Origin of the sequence: Streptomyces sp. WM6372, from assembly GCF_001279655.1 — a bacterium.
Taxonomy (GTDB): Bacteria; Actinomycetota; Actinomycetes; order Streptomycetales; family Streptomycetaceae; genus Streptomyces.
Genome location: NZ_LGDB01000176.1, coordinates 14,819 through 29,312, shown reverse-complemented (window position 1 = coordinate 29,312; position 14,494 = coordinate 14,819). Strand labels below are relative to the sequence as shown.

Here is a 14,494-nt window from a genome sequence, read left to right as displayed (position 1 = left end):
CGGAGCGGACCGCCAAGCACTACCGGGGCCCGGTCCGCGAGCAGGCCGGAGTGACGTACGACCAGGCCAAGGCTGAGGTGAACGCCTCGATCGGTACGGGCATCCACGACCGCATGAGCGCTGCTCGGCGGGCGGGGCTCATGCGGCTGTTGGAGGACCGTGACAGCGACGGGACGACGCTGTCAACCGGCTGAAGACCACGGCGACCAACAAGGTCGAGTCGTTCAACCGGTTCTTCCAGCACATCAACCGGTTCGGCGAGTACAGGACCCGCGGACTCGGCATCCAGCCCGAGGCACGACCCGAAGCTCGACGTCGACTTCACCCCGCTGTGCGGCTCTTCAGTGAAGATCTGACCGGACCTCGGTCAGTCGATGCCTTCGACGATGCGGAAGTCGCGCTCGACGCCGTCGGAAAGGGCGACCAGCGCCTCCTGGTAGGCCGCACTCTCGCGCGCCGCGACGGCCTGCTCGAAGCTGTCGAACTCGATCAGGACGGTGCGCTCGGCGATTCCGGCGTCATGCGCCACGACCCGACCGCCGCGGGCGAGGACCCGGCCGCCCCCGGCCTTGACGGCCGCAGGGGCCAGCTTGTTGTAAGCAGCCAGCTTCTCAGGGTCTGAAATGGTGCGGTAGACGCTGACCCAGTAGCCCTTGGGCATGGAACCTCCAGTGTTCGGATGAGTGCATCTGACTTACGGGTTGGTCTCGGACGAGCGTCGGCGGGCGAGAGCGAGGCTTGCCAGCGCCGTGATCGCCATGGCGCCGATGCCGACCAGCGCCGCGGTGGTGTAGGCGTTGTCGTCGGGGAAGAGGTGGCCGGGGCCGGTGCCCGCGGCGAGGATCAGGCCGCCGATGGCGCTGCCCAGGGAGTACCCGACGCTGCGGACGACGTAGTTGAAGCTCATGGCGCTCGACGTCTCGCTCTTGGGGGTGACGGCCAGGATGACGCCGGGCATCGCGGCCGAGAAGCCGCCGACGCCGAAGCCGAGCACGCCCATCGCCGCGAACAGTTCGGCCAGGTCCGACCGGGCCGCCGCGAACAGGGCGAACCCGCCGCCGACCACGACGGCGCTGCCGGCCAGGAGCAGGGGGTCGGCGATCCGCGTCCGGACCCGCGGCGTGAGCTTGCCGGCGACGAACCCCAGCACCGAGAACGGGATGAGGACCAGCCCGGCGACGAAGGTCGTCAGCCCGAAGCCGTAGCCGGCGCCGTGCGGCGTCTGCGCGTACCGGGTGATGAGCGTGAGCAGGAGGTACATGCCGATCCCGCCGGCGAACATGGCGAGGTTCGCCCCGGCGACCGCCGGGTGCCGCACCGCCCGCACATCGACCAGGGGCGTCGTGCTGCGCAGCTCGATGACGGCCCAGACGCAGAGCAGCACCACCGCGACGACGGCGAGGCCCGCCGCCACGGCGAGGTGCCGGCTCCACAGATTCCGTTCGCCGGCGAGGAACAGCACCAGGAGCAGCGCAGCGGCCAGGACGACCGCGCCTGCCACGTCCACGGGGGCGGAGCGGCCTTCGGGGGCTTCGGGCATGGAGCGCCACGCGGTCAGGAGGGCGGCGGCGGTGACGACCAGGCCGAGGCCGTAGGCGGCCCGTACCCCGCCGAGCTCGGCGAGCAGTGCGGCCAGCGGGTAGCCGACGCCGGCCCCGATGATCGAGACCACCGAGATCAGGGCGATCACGGCCGCGCTGCGCTCCTCGGGGAGGTGGTCCCGGGCCACGCCCATCATCAGCGCCGTCAGCCCGAGCCCGACGCCCTGGGCCGCCCTGCCGGCCAGCAGCCACGCGAACGGCAGCGGCAGCACGGTGAGCGCGCTGCCGGCGACGACGACCGCCAGCGTGGCGAGGATCGTGGCCCGCCGGTGCGGGCCGGCTCCGAGCCGGCCCAGGACCGGCGTGGCGACGGCGCCGCTGAGCAGCGCGATGGTCAGCGTCCACTGCGCGCTGCCGAGCGAGACGTGGAACGAGGTCGCCACGCTGGTGATGAGCGGCGTCCCGAGGCTGGCGACCGCCGCCACGACCAGGGCGACGAACATCAGGGCGGGGGCCAGCAGCCGCGCCTCGGAACGCGCCACCGGGAACGCCTTCACCGAGACCCCGCCGACCGGCTGCCCGGTCACTGCTTCGGCCCTTCGCGGTCCTGGCTTTCGAGCTCTGCCAGATGCTTCAGCGCCGGAAGGGCCGCCACCAGCGCCTCGACCTCGTCGCCGGCGAGCCCGCCGATCAACCGCTCGAACGCGTGGACGCCCGCCTGGCGCCGCGTCCGGACGTAGGAGGCGCCGGCCTCGGTCAGGCACACCAGCGTGACCCGCTTGTCGGACGCGTCGCCCCGCCGCTCGACCAGGCCGGACTCCTCCATCACCCGGACCAGGGCGGTCATTGCGGGCTGGGTGACGCCCTCGACCGCGGCCAGATCGGTGATGCGCCGCGGGCCGGTCCGGTCCAGGGTGGCCAGGGTGGCGGCGGACGTCAGGCTCATGTCCCGGGGCAGGCGTCTCGCGGCCCTGGTGGCCAGGCCGTAGAGGGCTGCCCCGATGGCGGCGGACGCGCCGGGAGCGGTGTCTTGACGACTCATGCTCGAAGCATAGCACTTTTATATTCACAGTTTATGGAAATGGCCGACTGACGCGGGCGGCGTGCCCCTTGGGCACTGGTGACGCCCTTCACGGGAGCGGGCCGGTATGCCCCGGAATCCTGCTGCGAGGGCCGGCCTCCAATACCGTGGCCCGGGCAGGTGATGCGATAGCGCTGCCGCGGGGGCGGGGTTCGTGACGGTTCTTGTGGGCTCTCGCCGTATTTCAGAGGGATGCCCGCGCTGTTCTGCCAGCGGCAGAACAGCGGCCGGACCGGGCTCGACGATCACTACAGTCCAGTCTCATGACGGCGATGACGACGCGTACGGTCGAGTATCCGGCCGACGGTTTGACGATGATCGGGCACCTCGCGCTCCCGGCCGGTGTCGACCGCCGGCCCGCGGTGCTGCTCGGACCAGAGGGCATGGGGCTCAGCGACGTCGAGCGCCGCCGGGCCGATGCTCTCGCCGAGCTGGGATATGTAGCGCTGGCCTTCGACCTTCACGGCGGGCGCTATTTGGGCGACCCCGAGGAGATGCTGGCCCGTTGCCTGCCCCTGCTCGCTGATCCCGACCGGATGCGGCGCATCGGCCACGCGGCACTCGACGAGTTGCGCACCGAGCCCCGGACCGACCCCGACCGGATCGCGGCCATCGGCTACGGCACCGGGGGCGCCATCGCGCTGGAACTCGGGCGAGGCGGCGTCAACCTGCGCGCGATCGGGACGGTCAACGCAACTACCACGGGCCGACCGGGCGAGGCGGCGCGCATTCGCTGCCCGGTGTGGGCCGGGGTCGGGTCGGAAGACCCGATCATGCCGCCCGCGCAACGGGACGCGTTCACCGCTGAGATGCAGGCCGCGGGCGTCGACTGGCGCCTCGTGGTCTACGGCGGCGCCTTGCACGCCTTCCATCACCCGCCGGTCGGCCACCCCGTGGTCCCCGGCGTCGGCTACCACCCACGGCACGCGCAGCGAGCCTGGAGCGACGTCGTCGACCTGCTCGCCGAGTGTCTGCCCGTGACGGAGGATCTGGGGCATGGCCCAGGGAAGCATGCTGGCCCCGGGCACTGACAGTCCACTCCCCTCAAGTCCGCACAGCAGAAACGCATTCGGGCGGTGCCTTGCTCGATCGCGGAGACGTGTTCACAACTACCGCAGTGGATACCGCATTTACTGCGGCAGTACCGGAAGGGCGGTACGGCGTGACGATCGAACCGGTGACCGAACTCGGGAGCGGGGCGCACTTCGGTTGCCGCGTGCTCGGGTCGGCTCGGGTCGTACCTCTGTCCGCCCCGCCGTCGTCGTACACCGCGGCGGTCGGGCGGTAGCTGCGCTACGCCCGCCCCGGCGCCGACTCGGTCGCCCGGCACGTCGCCGAACGCGACCCCGCTGCACGCTTCGATTCACGCCGCCGCGCCGGCCGGGTCGGCGAGAGGCCTGGAGACCCCGCTCGTGCGGTACGGCCCCGACGGCCTGTCACAGCCGCCAGTACGTACCTGCACGGGAATCGACGTGCACCACGTGCCGGCCGACGCGCACCACGTGGTACCCGGGGCCCGACCACGAGCCGTCGGCCCCGTCGGCCCCGTCGGCGCCGGGCAGCGGGTCCCAGATCTCCAGGAAGGTACTGCCGTCCGGGTTGGTGCCCCACTCGACGAGATGGTCGCCCTCCCACCGGAAAGCGCCGACGTCTTCGCCGGGCTCGCCCGTGAGGTGGTGGAAGCGCACTCGGGAACCGTCGTAGGACGTCGTACCCGCGAAGCCCCGGCTGTCGGCGTAGTACGGGCCGGCCTGCAGCCACACCGCTTCGCGTTCCACGAGAAGGGGTCCGCCGTTGCGGCTGATGCCGCGCCGCAGCCAGGCGCCGCGCTCGGGCACCGGTACGCCGGGGTGGTCCGGGAAGCGGACCTCCGGCCCCGGCCCCGGTTCAGGCGCGGTCATCGGCGGCCGGGTCGTCCACGGCCAGAAGGGTCAGCGGTACGTTGCCGCGCACTGCCTGCGAGTACGGGCAGACCGCGTCCGCCCGGTGCAGCAGGGGCTGGAGGTCCGCGGCCCGCCACCCCGGCAGGCTCACGGTGAGGGCCACCGCGAGGCCGTAGCCCGCGGGCGTGTCCGTGGTGCCGAGCTGGACCTCGCAGGCGACGCGCGCGGCCGAGGCGTCCGCCCCGAACTCGGCGGCGACCTCCGCGAGCGCCGAGGTGAAGCAGGCGGCGAAGCCGGCCGCGAACAGCTGCTCGGGGTTGGTGGTGCCGGCCGCGTTCTTGCGCGGCGGGGCGAGGCGGACGTCCAGCCGCCCGTCGTCCGTGCGGACGGATCCGGTACGGCCCCCGGCGGCATGCGCGGTCGTCCGGTACAGGCTGCGGGTGAGTGGCACGGTCATGGCGTTCGGCCCATCTTGCTCGACGAGGACGCCGCCCGGGCGCGGACGGCGTACGGCGCTGCTCCTGCAGCACCTCGCGCGTCGTCGTGCGTAACCGGGTACGGCGCATCTCGTCCGGGGCCGTGAATCCGACCGCCGGACAAACTAGCAACGGAGCCGGCCGACCGGGGCCCGCCCCCGCGGTGACGTTCCTCACCCCTGACTCCCGGCGCATCAGGCTCTGACGGCCGCATGGAGCACTCAAGCACGGGAGCCGTCGAGGACGAGGTCGACCAGGCGTGGGGCGAGGGCCTCTTCGAGGGGTTCGCCGGTGAGGAGGACCCTGGCGAGGAGGGGGCCCGTGATGGCTTCCACGACGAGGTGCGGGTCGGTGCCGGCGGCCAGTTCGCCGCGGTCGATGCCGCGCTGGACGAGTGTTTCGGCGGGTTCGAGGCGGGCCTGCCAGTACGTGCGCCGCCCCTTCTCCAGTGCGCCTTCCTCGCGGACCGTTCCCAGGAGCAGCAGCGCGGCGCCGGCGGGTGTGGCGAAGAAGCGGGTCAGAGCCGTGAACAGCTCGCACAGGTCCTCGCGGACGGCGCCGGTGTCGGGCGTGGGAAGGGCCTGCTCGGTACGGGTGGCGAGCGCGTCGAAGATGAGGTTCTCGCGGGTTTTCCAGCGTCGGTACACCGAGGTCTCGTGGACGCCTGCGGCGCGGGCGACGGCGCCGACGGTGGTGGCCGCCAGCCCCTGAGAGGTGAGCAGGTCGACCGTGGCGGCCAGGACGGCCTGGCGCATCCGTTCCCCGCGCCGCCGCAGTGGCGGTGCGTCCTGCCCGCCCGATTCCTTGTCCGGCTCCTCGTCGATGGTCACTCGGCCACCCTATCGCAAGGGTCCTTGCGATACGAAGCGGACGAGGTTACGTTGGAAAGCAAGTCGACTTGCGTTGGCTCGTCGGCCGGCTCCCGGCCAGACCCGCCGGGCCTCGCCCCAGCAGCCCCGGGCATCGCCTCGCCCGGCCCCGGGCCTCGCCTCGCCCGGCCCCAAGCCTCGCCCGGCCCGGCCCGGACATCCCCTCCCATGCCATGCCACAGACCGGAAGTGGATCAACCGCAATGGAACTCATGCGTGCCGCGCGCCTGCACATCCCCTCGCGCACCCTGACCGTCGAAGAGGTCCCCGTTCCCGCCCCCGGACCCGGGCAGGTGCTGGTCAAAGTGGAGGCCGCGGGCGTCTGCCTCTCCGACGTACACCTCATCGACGGCACGCTCACCCCGGCCCACCTGGCGGGCGACACCGTCACCCTGGGACACGAGGTCGCCGGCGTCATCGTCGAGTGCGGACCGCACGTCACGGACTGGAGCGCGGGCCGACGCGTCGTCCTACAGGCGGGTGAGGTGCGCGACGACCGGGTCCTGACGCGTGGTGTCGACTACGACGGCGGCTGGGCCTCGTACGCACTCGCCTCCGTCGAGACCCTCGTCGCCCTCCCCGGATCGATTCCCTTCGAACAGGGAGCGATCATCCCGGACGCCGTCTCCACTCCCTGGGGTGCCATCACGACGACCGCAGACGTACGCGCGGGCCAGGCCGTCGGGGTGTGGGGCATCGGCGGTCTCGGCGTCCACGCCGTCCAGCTGCTGCGCGCCATCGGCGCCTGCCCCATCGTCGCGGTGGACCCCGCCCCCGCCGCCCGCAGGCGCGCACTCGACCACGGCGCCGACCTGGCGCTGGATCCCGCCGACCGCAGCCTGCCCGACCGGATCCTGGCCACCACCGGCGGCCGCGGACTCGAGGCCGCGTTCGACTTCGCCGGAGTCGCAGCGGTACGGGAGCAGGCCCTGAGCGTGCTCGGGCGGAAGGGACGCCTGGTCCTGGTCGGACTGACCGACCAGCCGCTGACCGTCACCGACGGCACCCTCTTCAGTTACCTCCAGCACCAGGTCCTCGGCCACTACGGATCCGCGGAGGACGCCGTGGCGCAGCTGATGACCCTGGCCGGGGGCGGCAGGCTGGACTTCTCCCGCTCCATCACCGACGTACTCCTGCTCGCCGACGCGGCCAAAGCCGTCGAGCGCCTGCGCACCAAGCAAGGCGATCCCATCCGCCTCGTCCTGCGCCCGTGAGCCCGTCACCCAGCTCCGTCACCCAGCCCCTGACCCAGCTCCGTCACCCAGCCCCTGACCCAGCTCCGTCACCCAGTCCCGTCACCCTCAGGCACGCACGCCCCTCCCACGCACGAAAGGCCCCGCCATGCCCGTGGACCCCGCCCTCGCGGCCCTGCTCGATCAGCTCAACGGCACGCCCGCCCCGCGCATCCGCGACACCGACCCGAACGTGCTGCGCGACGCGAACCGGCAGCTGGGCGCCGGCTTCGCCGCGACGGCGCCGATCCCGGTCGGCTCGGTGGAGGACGGCACGGTCCCCGGCCCCGCGGGGAACATCCCCGTACGCGTCTACCGGCCGGCGACCGATGGCCCCGTTCCCACCGTGGTGTTCTTCCACGGCGGCGGCTGGATCGCCGGTGACCTCGACACGCACGACGACGTCACCCGCAGGCTCTGCCGCGACGTGGAGGCCGTGGTCGTCGCCGTCGACTACCGGCTGGCACCCGAGCACCCCTTCCCGGCCGCCCACGACGACTGCCTCGCCGCGGCCCGCCACATCGCCGACCGCATCGACGACTACGGCGCCCGCCCGGACCGGCTCGCCGTGGCGGGCGACAGCGCCGGAGCGAACCTGGCCGCCACCGTCGCCCTCTCCTTCCGCGACGAAGGCCGGCCACTGGCGGCCCAACTGCTCGCCTACCCGGCCACCGACTTCGACGGCGACCATCCCTCCCGCACCCAGAACGCCACCGGATACGTCCTGAGCCGCCAAGACGTCCTCGACCTGCAACACCTGTACGCCGGCGACGACCCCGCCGTCCGCTCCTCCGCCGCTGTCTCCCCGCTGCGCGCGGACCGTCACGCCGGCCTCGCCCCGGCGGTCATCGGCACCGCCCGGTACGACCCCCTGCGCGACGAGGGCGACGCTTACGCCGCCGCCCTCGCCCGTGCGGGCGTGGACGTCTTCGCCCGCACGGGCGAGGGGCTGATCCACGCCTTCCTCAACCTCGACCGCGTCTCCCCGGCGGCCGACGCGGCCGTCGCCGAACTGTACGCACAGCTCAAGAAGCGGCTCGCCTGATCCTGGAAGGAGTTCGAGGAGGTCGTCTACCAGGTGACCGGCAGGGCCACCGGTCCGCGGATGAGGGCGTCCCGCTGCCAGGCCACGTGGCCCGGATCGATGGCCAGCCGGAGGTCGGGGAGGCGCGTGAGGAGGGTGGTCAGCAGCAGTTCGGCTTCCATGCGGGCCAGCGAGGGTGCCAGGCAGTGGTGGGGGCCGTAGCCGAAGGCCAGGTGGGGCGGGCCTTCGCGGTCGATGTCGATCCGGTGCGGCGCGGGGTAGTGCCGCTCGTCCCAGTTCGCCGCCACGTACGAGACGTAGACGGCCTCGCCGCGGCGGATCAGGACGCCTCCCACTTCGACGTCCTCGGTGGCGATGCGGGCCTGTCCCACGCCGTGCTTGTGGGGGATCCAGCGCAGCAGTTCCTCCACGGCCGCCGGCACGGCGTGCGGGTCGGACCGCAGCCGGCTCCTCAGGCCCTCGTCGGTCAGCAGGAGGTAGACCATGTTGGAGGTGTGGTTGCGCACCGCGTGCCAACCGTTGATCCCCATCAGTGTGGCCAGGGCGAGGAGTTCCTCTTCCTCGATCCTGCCGCTTTCGACCGCGGCTCCCAGCTCGCTGATGAGGTCGTCCTGCGGGTGGAGCCGGCGTTGGCGGGCCAGTTCGCGGAAGCAGGCGCTCGCTTCCTCCTTGGCCTGCCGGGCGCGCTCGACTCCCGCTTCGTCCCTCGCCCGGGTCAGGATGGTGTCCGCCCACGTGCGCAGGCGCGGCCGGTCGGCCTCCGGCACACCCAGTACGGAACCGATGACGTGCAGGGGGAAGGGGGAGGTCACGTGCTGGACGAGGTCGGCGGGCGGTCCGGCGGCGGCCATCGCGTCGATGTGTTCGTCGAGCACGGCCTGGGTCCCGGGCCGCAAGGCCGCCAGGCCGAATCGGTTGAACGCCGAGGAGACCACGGAACGGACGCGGGTGTGGTCGGGAGGGTCGACGAAGCTGACCGCGCGGTCCAGCGGAACGAGGTACCTGTTCATGCTGGGCAGTGGCCGGCCGACGATGTCGCGACTGAACCGGCGATCGGAGGTGACGAACCGGACGGCGTCGTGCCGTGTCGCCAGCCAGCACTCTCCGGAGGCTCCGTGCGGCAGCCGGATCCGGATGACCGGTCCGGCCCGCAGCGCCTCGCGGAGGAACGGGTCGAAGTCGAGCGCAGCCAAGTCTGACGCCTCGTACAAGGGGGCCGGGCCGTCGTGCATCACCGGCTCCTCGTCGGCTGGTCATGGCGCAGCGGGGTGAGCTGCTCGATGTCGTAGCGCCGGCGCAGTGCGGCGATGGCGCCGTGGTCCACGGGCCCGTCGCAGGAGAGGATCTCCAGGAGTTCCTCGAAATAGCGCTCGTGGTCCGGGGGCGGGGAGGACTGGAAGAACATCCGGGCCGGGACGCCGGTGGGGTTGGCGAAGGCGTGCGGACAGCCGGGCGGGACCAGGATGACCGTGCCGGGCGTGGCGCGGACCACCCGGTCGCCCTTCGGCGACCGCCATCCCCGCCACCCGTCCGGAGTGCGCACACGGGGCTCGAAGGCGAGGACGTCGAGTTCGCCCTCAAGGACGTAGAACAGCTCCTCGCTGCGCGCGTGGACGTGCGCGCCGACGTCGAAGCCCGGTGGCACGACCACCTCGAAGCTCGATGCGAGGCGCGACTGGGCGCCGGTCACTTTGAACGTCACGTGCTGGGCGGCGGCTCGGAGGGTGCGGCCTTCGCCGGGGGGCACGATCAGACCGGCCTCCGCCGTCGGGGCGGCGGGGGAGTAGCCGGTCATCGGGTTTCCTTCGGCGAGGGTCACGGCGTACGGCTCCAGCGGCCCAGCGTCATCTCGGCCGTGATGCCGGGGCCGAACCCGGCCAGAAGGCCACGCGCCCGGTCGGCGGCGCCCCCCTCGTCGAACAGGCGGCGCAAGGCGTCCAGTACGACGGCGCTCGCGATGTTCCCGTACTCGGTGAGCGTGGCCCGGCTGTGGCGGAACGCCTCCGGTTTGACGTGGAGGAAGGTGCTCAGGTCGTCGAGGATCCGCGGCCCACCGGCATGCACGATGTAGAAGTCGAGGTCCGACGCATCCCAGCCGTGCCCGTCGGCGAGGCTGCGCAGGGCGGGGGCGAGCGGCTCCATGGTGCCGGGCACGCGCTTGTCCAGCAGGAAGTGGAAGCCGGTGGCCCGTACGTCGTACGCGATCCAGTCCTCCGTTCCCGGGACGAGGTACGAGCCGTTGCGCTCCAGGCTGATGCCGTGGCCCCCCGTCCCGCGGACGACCGCTGCGGCCACCCCGTCGCCGAACAGACCGTTGGACAGCAGCGATCCGATGCCGATGTCGGTGGGCTGGTAGCACAGTGAGCAGAACTCACACGCCACGATCAGCGCGTTCGCCTCCGGATAGGCCGTGCAGAAATCGTGCGCGCGGTTGATCGCCGCCCCACCGGCCGCGCAGCCCAGCTGAGCGATCGGCAACTGCCGTGTACTGGAGGCGAATCCCATCGTGTTGATCAGCCAGGCCGTGAGCGAAGGCATCATGAACCCGGTGCAGGACACATAGATGATCACGTCGATCTCCGCGGCCGTCAGCTCGCCGTCCGCCAGCGCGCGCCGGACGACCAGCGGTACGCGGGCCTTCGCCTCCGCCGCGTACAGCCTGTTGCGTTCCTCGAAGCCCGGGTGCGCGAGGGTCTCACCGACCGGCCGTACGAGATGGCGGGTCCGCACCCCGGTGTTCTCGATCAGACGTAACGCGAGGCCCAGTTGGGGGTGACCGGCATGGCGCGAGCGTGCGAGTTCGAGCGTCTCCTCCATGGTGATGACGTATTCCGGAACCGACACGGCCGGCCGACACAACGTCGCCATACAACACCCCTACCCCACCGGCACGAGAGCGCCTTCGTTGACCCCGACGCCTCCTTAACGATCAACGTTCGTGCTGGTCACCCATGTGGACCCGGCGGGTCCTATAAGCGGGCCGGGCCGCCGCGGGGGCCGGTCCCGCTTCGACGGGGCGCGGCGCCGGGCGGGTCAGTCCGCCGTGGCCTGGGTGCGGCGGGCGTAGGCGCGGGCGGCGCGGGCGCGATCGCCGCAGCGGGTGGAGCACCAGTGGCGGCGGCCGTGGCGCAGGAGGTAGCGGCTGCAGGGGGTGGAGCCGCAGGCGGTGAGGCGCTCGGCGTCGGGTCCGGTGAGCAGGTCGGCCGCGTTGGCCGCGAGGACGGCGAGGGCGTGCTCGACGATCTGGGTGACGGGGTGGGCCGCCTCGCGGTGCAGGCCGCGGTCCGGGTCCCAGTGGAGCAGGGAGGCGGCGGGCGCCCGCGTGAGGGCGTCGTTGACGGCGGCCAGGGCGGCGGCAGGGGCGGGCAGTCCGGCGACGTGGGAGGCGAGCAGGGCGCGGACCTGCTCGCGCAGGGTGCGCAGCCGGGTGGCGCACATCTCGATCAGGCCGGTGTCGGCCGGGGCGAGACCCCGGTCGACGAGCCACTGTTCGGCGGCGCCGGGGGTGGCGAGGAGATCGACGGAGTGCCCGCCGGGGAGGGTGAGGGCGCTGTTGGCGAGGTCGAGGGCGGGGTACTGCTCGGCGCCCGGCGTCGGCGGCGGTTCGGCGGTCGCGATCTCTTCCATGGCCCTCATGCTACAACCCCGCTCTTTCCATGATGCTCACGTTAGATCTTGCGCTTAACCGTGAGAATCGCCTACGGTGACTCACGGATAATCCACTGCCTATCCGTGAGGTGCATGTTCCGTGACTGCCGCCAGCGCCACCCCCGAACCGTTCTCCGTCCGCGTCTTCGGCGGCCCCACCGCCCTTTTCGAGTACGGCGGCCTGCGGTTCCTGACCGACCCGACCTTCGACGCTCCCGGCGACTACCAGGTGCCCGGAGGTCCGCTCCTGGTCAAGACCGCCCCTTCCGCCGGCGCCCCCGATGACCTGGGCCGCATCGACGTGGTCCTGCTCTCCCACGACCAGCACGCCGACAACCTCGACACCTCCGGCCGGGCCCTGCTCGCCGACGTCCCCCTCACCCTCACCACCCCCGGCGCCGGACAGCGTCTGGGAGGCAACGCCAAGGGCCTGGCCGACTGGGAGTCCATCGAGCTGGGCCGCCCCGGCGGGGGCGCCGTCACCGTCACCGGCGTGCCCGCCATCCACGGCCCCGGACCGCGCGAGGAGATCGAGCCGATCGCCGGGCAGGTCGTCGGCTTCGTCCTGACCGGCGAGGGACTGCCCACCGTCTACGTCAGCGGCGACAACGCCTCCCTCGACCTCGTCAAGGAGATCGCCGCACGTTTCGCGCCCGTGGACACCGCCGTCCTCTTCGCCGGTGCTCCCCGCTTCCCCGTCCTCTTCAACGGCGAACCGGTCGTCCTGGACAGCGCCCAGGCGGCCGAAGCCGCCGGGATACTCGGGGCCCGCCGGGTCGTCCCCGTCCACTACGACAGCTGGGCCCACTTCACCGAAGGCCTTGACCAGCTCGTCGCGGCCTTCACCGCAGCCGGCCTCGCGGACCGCCTGGACCTGGGTCACCGGGACTGACCGGCCCCGGGCCACCGGGACTGACCGGCCCCGGGCCGGAGGCCGCGCCTCCCGGGTCGCGGACCCGACCCGGGGTCTCCGGTCCGGCCGTGCCGGTCAGAAGCCGCAGGGCGTTCGCGCGTCCTGGAAGCGCTCCGGGTGCCGCCGCCGGTACTCGACCAAGGACTGGGCCACGGCGGCGCCTTCGCCCACGGCGGCGCCGACCCGCTTGACCGATCCGGACCGTACGTCGCCCACGGCGAAGACGCCGGGCCGGCTGGTCTCCATCGGCAGCGCGTCCGGGCCGGCTCCGCCGCTGCCGGTCAGGACGTACCCGCGGTCGTCGAGCCCCAGGGCGCCGCCGAGCCACTCGGTCGACGGGCGGCCGCCGATCAGGACGTACAGGCAGTGCGCGTCGACGGTCCGCTCGTCGCCCCGGCGGTCCCGCAGCCGGAGTCCGGTGAGGGTGGACCCGCCGAGGCAGCCGGCCACCTCGGTGCCCAACATGACGTTGAGGCCGGGGGTCCGCTCGATGCGCTGCACCAGGTAGCTCGACATGGACGCGCCGAGGTCCGTGCCCCGGACCAGCAGGGTGACGGAGCGGGCGTAGCGAGCGAAGTAGAGGGCGGCCTGTCCGGCGGAGTTGCCCGCGCCCACCATGTACACGTCCTCCCCGGCCGTCGACGGGGCGTCGGAGAGGCAAGACCCGTAGTACACACCGGAGTTGAGGAGGCGGTCGACCCCGGGTGCCGTCAGGCGGTTCCAGTCCACGCCCGTGGCGACCACCACGGCGGCCGCGGTCACCGAGGCCGTCTCATCGGTGCCGGCCTTGACGAACTCGACGGCATGGCCGCCGCCGTCGATCGGGGTCACCCGACTGGCCACCCGGGTGGGCTGCCACTCGACGCGGGCCCTGCGTGCCTGTTGCAAGGCGCGCTGGGCCAGGTCGCCACCCGTCAGCCCCACCGGGAATCCGAGGTAGTTCTCGATCCGTGAGGTCGTTCCCGCTTGTCCGCCGGGCGCGTCGTCCTCGATGACGACCACGCTCATGCCCTCGGCGGCGGCGTACACCGCCGCGGACAGGCCCCCGGGGCCGCCGCCGATCACCGCGACGTCGTAGTGGTCCTGCTCGGCCGGCCGGATGAGGCCGAGCCGCTCGGCCAACTCGCTGATCGAAGGGTCCGCCATCTCGGTGCCGTCGCCGAGCCGGACGGTCACCGGGGCCTCCCGCACGTCCTCCTCGGGCAGCCACCGGAAGAGCACGCCGCTGCGGCCGAGGAAGTCGCGCACCGCGTACGCGGCGGGGGAGAAGCGGCTGCCGCGCACCTCGGCGGTGGACAGAGCTCCGTGGCAGTCGGCATTCCAGGTGCACAGGGAGTCGTCGAGCGCGTGCCGGAGGTGCTCGGCCGGGCTCTCCTCGCCCCGGTCCGCTCCGGAACGGGCGCCGGGCACGGAGCCGGAGTGCCCGGCCAGCGACAGCCAGCGCACGCCGGGATGCGTGGCGCCGGGCTCGGGGGCCTCATCGGCGAGCACGGCCGCGACGGGCACCTTCCGGTCGGCCAACGACGTCAGCGCCCGGACCACCTCCGCCGGTCCTCCGACCTGCAGTACGCGGAACGACGTCCGGTACCAGCTCTGCACCAGCTCGGCCGTCTCGTGCCGGCGGAGCGGATCGGAGTCGGAGAGAACGATCACCGGCAGTGCGGCATCGGCCATCAAGAGGTCCTCCAGGTGTGTCTCGAGGGGCGGCTTCCCCTCGCGGTCAACGAGCGGGGACGCGATACGCATCGGCTCGCGAGGAGCCACTGCGGGCGCGCGGGGCAGAGGGGGGCGCGCGGGCCCCCCTGT

The 14,494-nt window shown here is 72.7% G+C and carries 16 protein-coding genes and 1 riboswitch; of the genes, 5 read left to right on the top strand and 11 right to left on the bottom strand.

All coding sequences use genetic code 11. The annotated features are described in order from the left end of the window. Nucleotides 1–50 precede the first annotated feature (50 nt). On the top strand, nucleotides 51–194 hold the full coding sequence (locus ADK52_RS42370) for a hypothetical protein (RefSeq protein ID WP_159045952.1): 144 nt from the start codon (nucleotides 51–53) through the stop codon (nucleotides 192–194). Nucleotides 195–367: 173 nt separating this feature from the next. Here the strand turns inward: ADK52_RS42370 and ADK52_RS14555 are convergent, their stop codons facing one another. The 3 genes from ADK52_RS14555 to ADK52_RS14545 are packed head-to-tail and all read right to left on the bottom strand — an operon-like array spanning nucleotide 368 to nucleotide 2,487. After that, nucleotides 368–661, bottom strand: coding sequence for a DUF1330 domain-containing protein (locus ADK52_RS14555; RefSeq protein ID WP_053690210.1), 294 nt, complete (start codon nucleotides 659–661; stop codon nucleotides 368–370). A 33-nt stretch (nucleotides 662–694) separates the two neighbouring features. Beyond that, a complete protein-coding gene (locus ADK52_RS14550; protein WP_053690209.1) occupies nucleotides 695–2,128 on the bottom strand; it encodes an MFS transporter in 1,434 nt (477 codons plus the stop codon). After that, complete coding sequence (locus ADK52_RS14545; RefSeq protein ID WP_053690208.1) at nucleotides 2,125–2,487, bottom strand: MarR family winged helix-turn-helix transcriptional regulator; 363 nt, start codon at nucleotides 2,485–2,487, stop codon at nucleotides 2,125–2,127. The genes ADK52_RS14550 and ADK52_RS14545 overlap by 4 nt, the downstream gene beginning before the upstream one ends. A gap of 398 nt (nucleotides 2,488–2,885) precedes the next feature. On the opposite strand from ADK52_RS14545, the gene ADK52_RS14540 reads away from it, so the two are divergent. Continuing rightward, a complete protein-coding gene (locus ADK52_RS14540) occupies nucleotides 2,886–3,653 on the top strand; it encodes a dienelactone hydrolase family protein (protein ID WP_053690207.1) in 768 nt (255 codons plus the stop codon). A 405-nt stretch (nucleotides 3,654–4,058) separates the two neighbouring features. On the opposite strand, the gene ADK52_RS14535 is transcribed toward ADK52_RS14540, so the two are convergent. The 3 genes from ADK52_RS14535 to ADK52_RS14525 form a co-directional block, all read right to left on the bottom strand. Beyond that, nucleotides 4,059–4,523 (bottom strand): hypothetical protein, encoded by a 465-nt coding sequence (locus ADK52_RS14535; RefSeq protein ID WP_053690206.1) that lies wholly within the window; start codon nucleotides 4,521–4,523, stop codon nucleotides 4,059–4,061. Then, entirely contained in the window at nucleotides 4,510–4,962 is a 453-nt protein-coding gene (locus ADK52_RS14530) for an Ohr family peroxiredoxin (RefSeq protein WP_053690205.1), read from the bottom strand. The genes ADK52_RS14535 and ADK52_RS14530 overlap by 14 nt, the downstream gene beginning before the upstream one ends. A gap of 75 nt (nucleotides 4,963–5,037) precedes the next feature. Next, a riboswitch (guanidine-III (ykkC-III) riboswitch) is annotated at nucleotides 5,038–5,101 on the bottom strand. A 101-nt stretch (nucleotides 5,102–5,202) separates the two neighbouring features. Further along, complete coding sequence (locus ADK52_RS14525; protein WP_053690264.1) at nucleotides 5,203–5,736, bottom strand: TetR/AcrR family transcriptional regulator; 534 nt, start codon at nucleotides 5,734–5,736, stop codon at nucleotides 5,203–5,205. 317 nt (nucleotides 5,737–6,053) lie between these two features. Between ADK52_RS14525 and ADK52_RS14520 the strand changes: the two genes are divergently transcribed. After that, nucleotides 6,054–7,064, top strand: coding sequence for a zinc-binding dehydrogenase (locus tag ADK52_RS14520; protein WP_053690204.1), 1,011 nt, complete (start codon nucleotides 6,054–6,056; stop codon nucleotides 7,062–7,064). Nucleotides 7,065–7,191: 127 nt separating this feature from the next. Continuing rightward, on the top strand, nucleotides 7,192–8,127 hold the full coding sequence (locus ADK52_RS14515) for an alpha/beta hydrolase (protein ID WP_053690203.1): 936 nt from the start codon (nucleotides 7,192–7,194) through the stop codon (nucleotides 8,125–8,127). Nucleotides 8,128–8,153: 26 nt separating this feature from the next. Here ADK52_RS14515 and ADK52_RS14510 read toward each other — a convergent pair whose 3' ends face one another. From ADK52_RS14510 to ADK52_RS14495, 4 genes are all read right to left on the bottom strand, one after another. Continuing rightward, nucleotides 8,154–9,320 carry a cytochrome P450 gene (locus ADK52_RS14510; RefSeq protein WP_234343776.1) on the bottom strand — a complete coding sequence of 389 codons (1,167 nt, stop codon included), beginning with the start codon at nucleotides 9,318–9,320 and terminating at the stop codon, nucleotides 8,154–8,156. 38 nt (nucleotides 9,321–9,358) lie between these two features. Next, nucleotides 9,359–9,922, bottom strand: a complete 564-nt coding sequence (locus ADK52_RS14505; protein ID WP_053690201.1) for a cupin domain-containing protein — start codon at nucleotides 9,920–9,922, stop codon at nucleotides 9,359–9,361. A gap of 20 nt (nucleotides 9,923–9,942) precedes the next feature. Further along, nucleotides 9,943–10,995: a type III polyketide synthase gene (locus ADK52_RS14500; RefSeq protein ID WP_053690200.1), complete on the bottom strand. Its 1,053-nt coding sequence runs from the start codon at nucleotides 10,993–10,995 to the stop codon at nucleotides 9,943–9,945. A 165-nt stretch (nucleotides 10,996–11,160) separates the two neighbouring features. Next, nucleotides 11,161–11,763, bottom strand: a complete 603-nt coding sequence (locus ADK52_RS14495) for an ABATE domain-containing protein (protein ID WP_199828504.1) — start codon at nucleotides 11,761–11,763, stop codon at nucleotides 11,161–11,163. Between the two features lie 112 nt (nucleotides 11,764–11,875). Here ADK52_RS14495 and ADK52_RS14490 point away from each other — a divergent pair, with 112 nt between their 5' ends. After that, entirely contained in the window at nucleotides 11,876–12,667 is a 792-nt protein-coding gene (locus ADK52_RS14490; RefSeq protein ID WP_053690198.1) for an MBL fold metallo-hydrolase, read from the top strand. Nucleotides 12,668–12,763: 96 nt separating this feature from the next. On the opposite strand, the gene ADK52_RS14485 is transcribed toward ADK52_RS14490, so the two are convergent. Next, nucleotides 12,764–14,362, bottom strand: coding sequence for an NAD(P)/FAD-dependent oxidoreductase (locus ADK52_RS14485; protein WP_053690197.1), 1,599 nt, complete (start codon nucleotides 14,360–14,362; stop codon nucleotides 12,764–12,766). Nucleotides 14,363–14,494 lie beyond the last annotated feature (132 nt).

Coding starts and splice junctions, on each gene's coding strand:
- ADK52_RS14500 (WP_053690200.1), bottom strand. CDS start 10,995: ATGGCGACGTTGTGTCGGCCGGCCGTGTCGGTTCCGGAATACGTCATC.
- ADK52_RS14485 (WP_053690197.1), bottom strand. CDS start 14,362: ATGGCCGATGCCGCACTGCCGGTGATCGTTCTCTCCGACTCCGATCCG.
- ADK52_RS14495 (WP_199828504.1), bottom strand. CDS start 11,763: ATGAGGGCCATGGAAGAGATCGCGACCGCCGAACCGCCGCCGACGCCG.
- ADK52_RS14540 (WP_053690207.1), top strand. CDS start 2,886: ATGACGGCGATGACGACGCGTACGGTCGAGTATCCGGCCGACGGTTTG.
- ADK52_RS14535 (WP_053690206.1), bottom strand. CDS start 4,523: ATGACCGCGCCTGAACCGGGGCCGGGGCCGGAGGTCCGCTTCCCGGAC.
- ADK52_RS14555 (WP_053690210.1), bottom strand. CDS start 661: ATGCCCAAGGGCTACTGGGTCAGCGTCTACCGCACCATTTCAGACCCT.
- ADK52_RS14505 (WP_053690201.1), bottom strand. CDS start 9,922: ATGACCGGCTACTCCCCCGCCGCCCCGACGGCGGAGGCCGGTCTGATC.
- ADK52_RS14515 (WP_053690203.1), top strand. CDS start 7,192: ATGCCCGTGGACCCCGCCCTCGCGGCCCTGCTCGATCAGCTCAACGGC.
- ADK52_RS14545 (WP_053690208.1), bottom strand. CDS start 2,487: ATGAGCCTGACGTCCGCCGCCACCCTGGCCACCCTGGACCGGACCGGC.
- ADK52_RS14530 (WP_053690205.1), bottom strand. CDS start 4,962: ATGACCGTGCCACTCACCCGCAGCCTGTACCGGACGACCGCGCATGCC.
- ADK52_RS14520 (WP_053690204.1), top strand. CDS start 6,054: ATGGAACTCATGCGTGCCGCGCGCCTGCACATCCCCTCGCGCACCCTG.
- ADK52_RS14525 (WP_053690264.1), bottom strand. CDS start 5,736: ATGCGCCAGGCCGTCCTGGCCGCCACGGTCGACCTGCTCACCTCTCAG.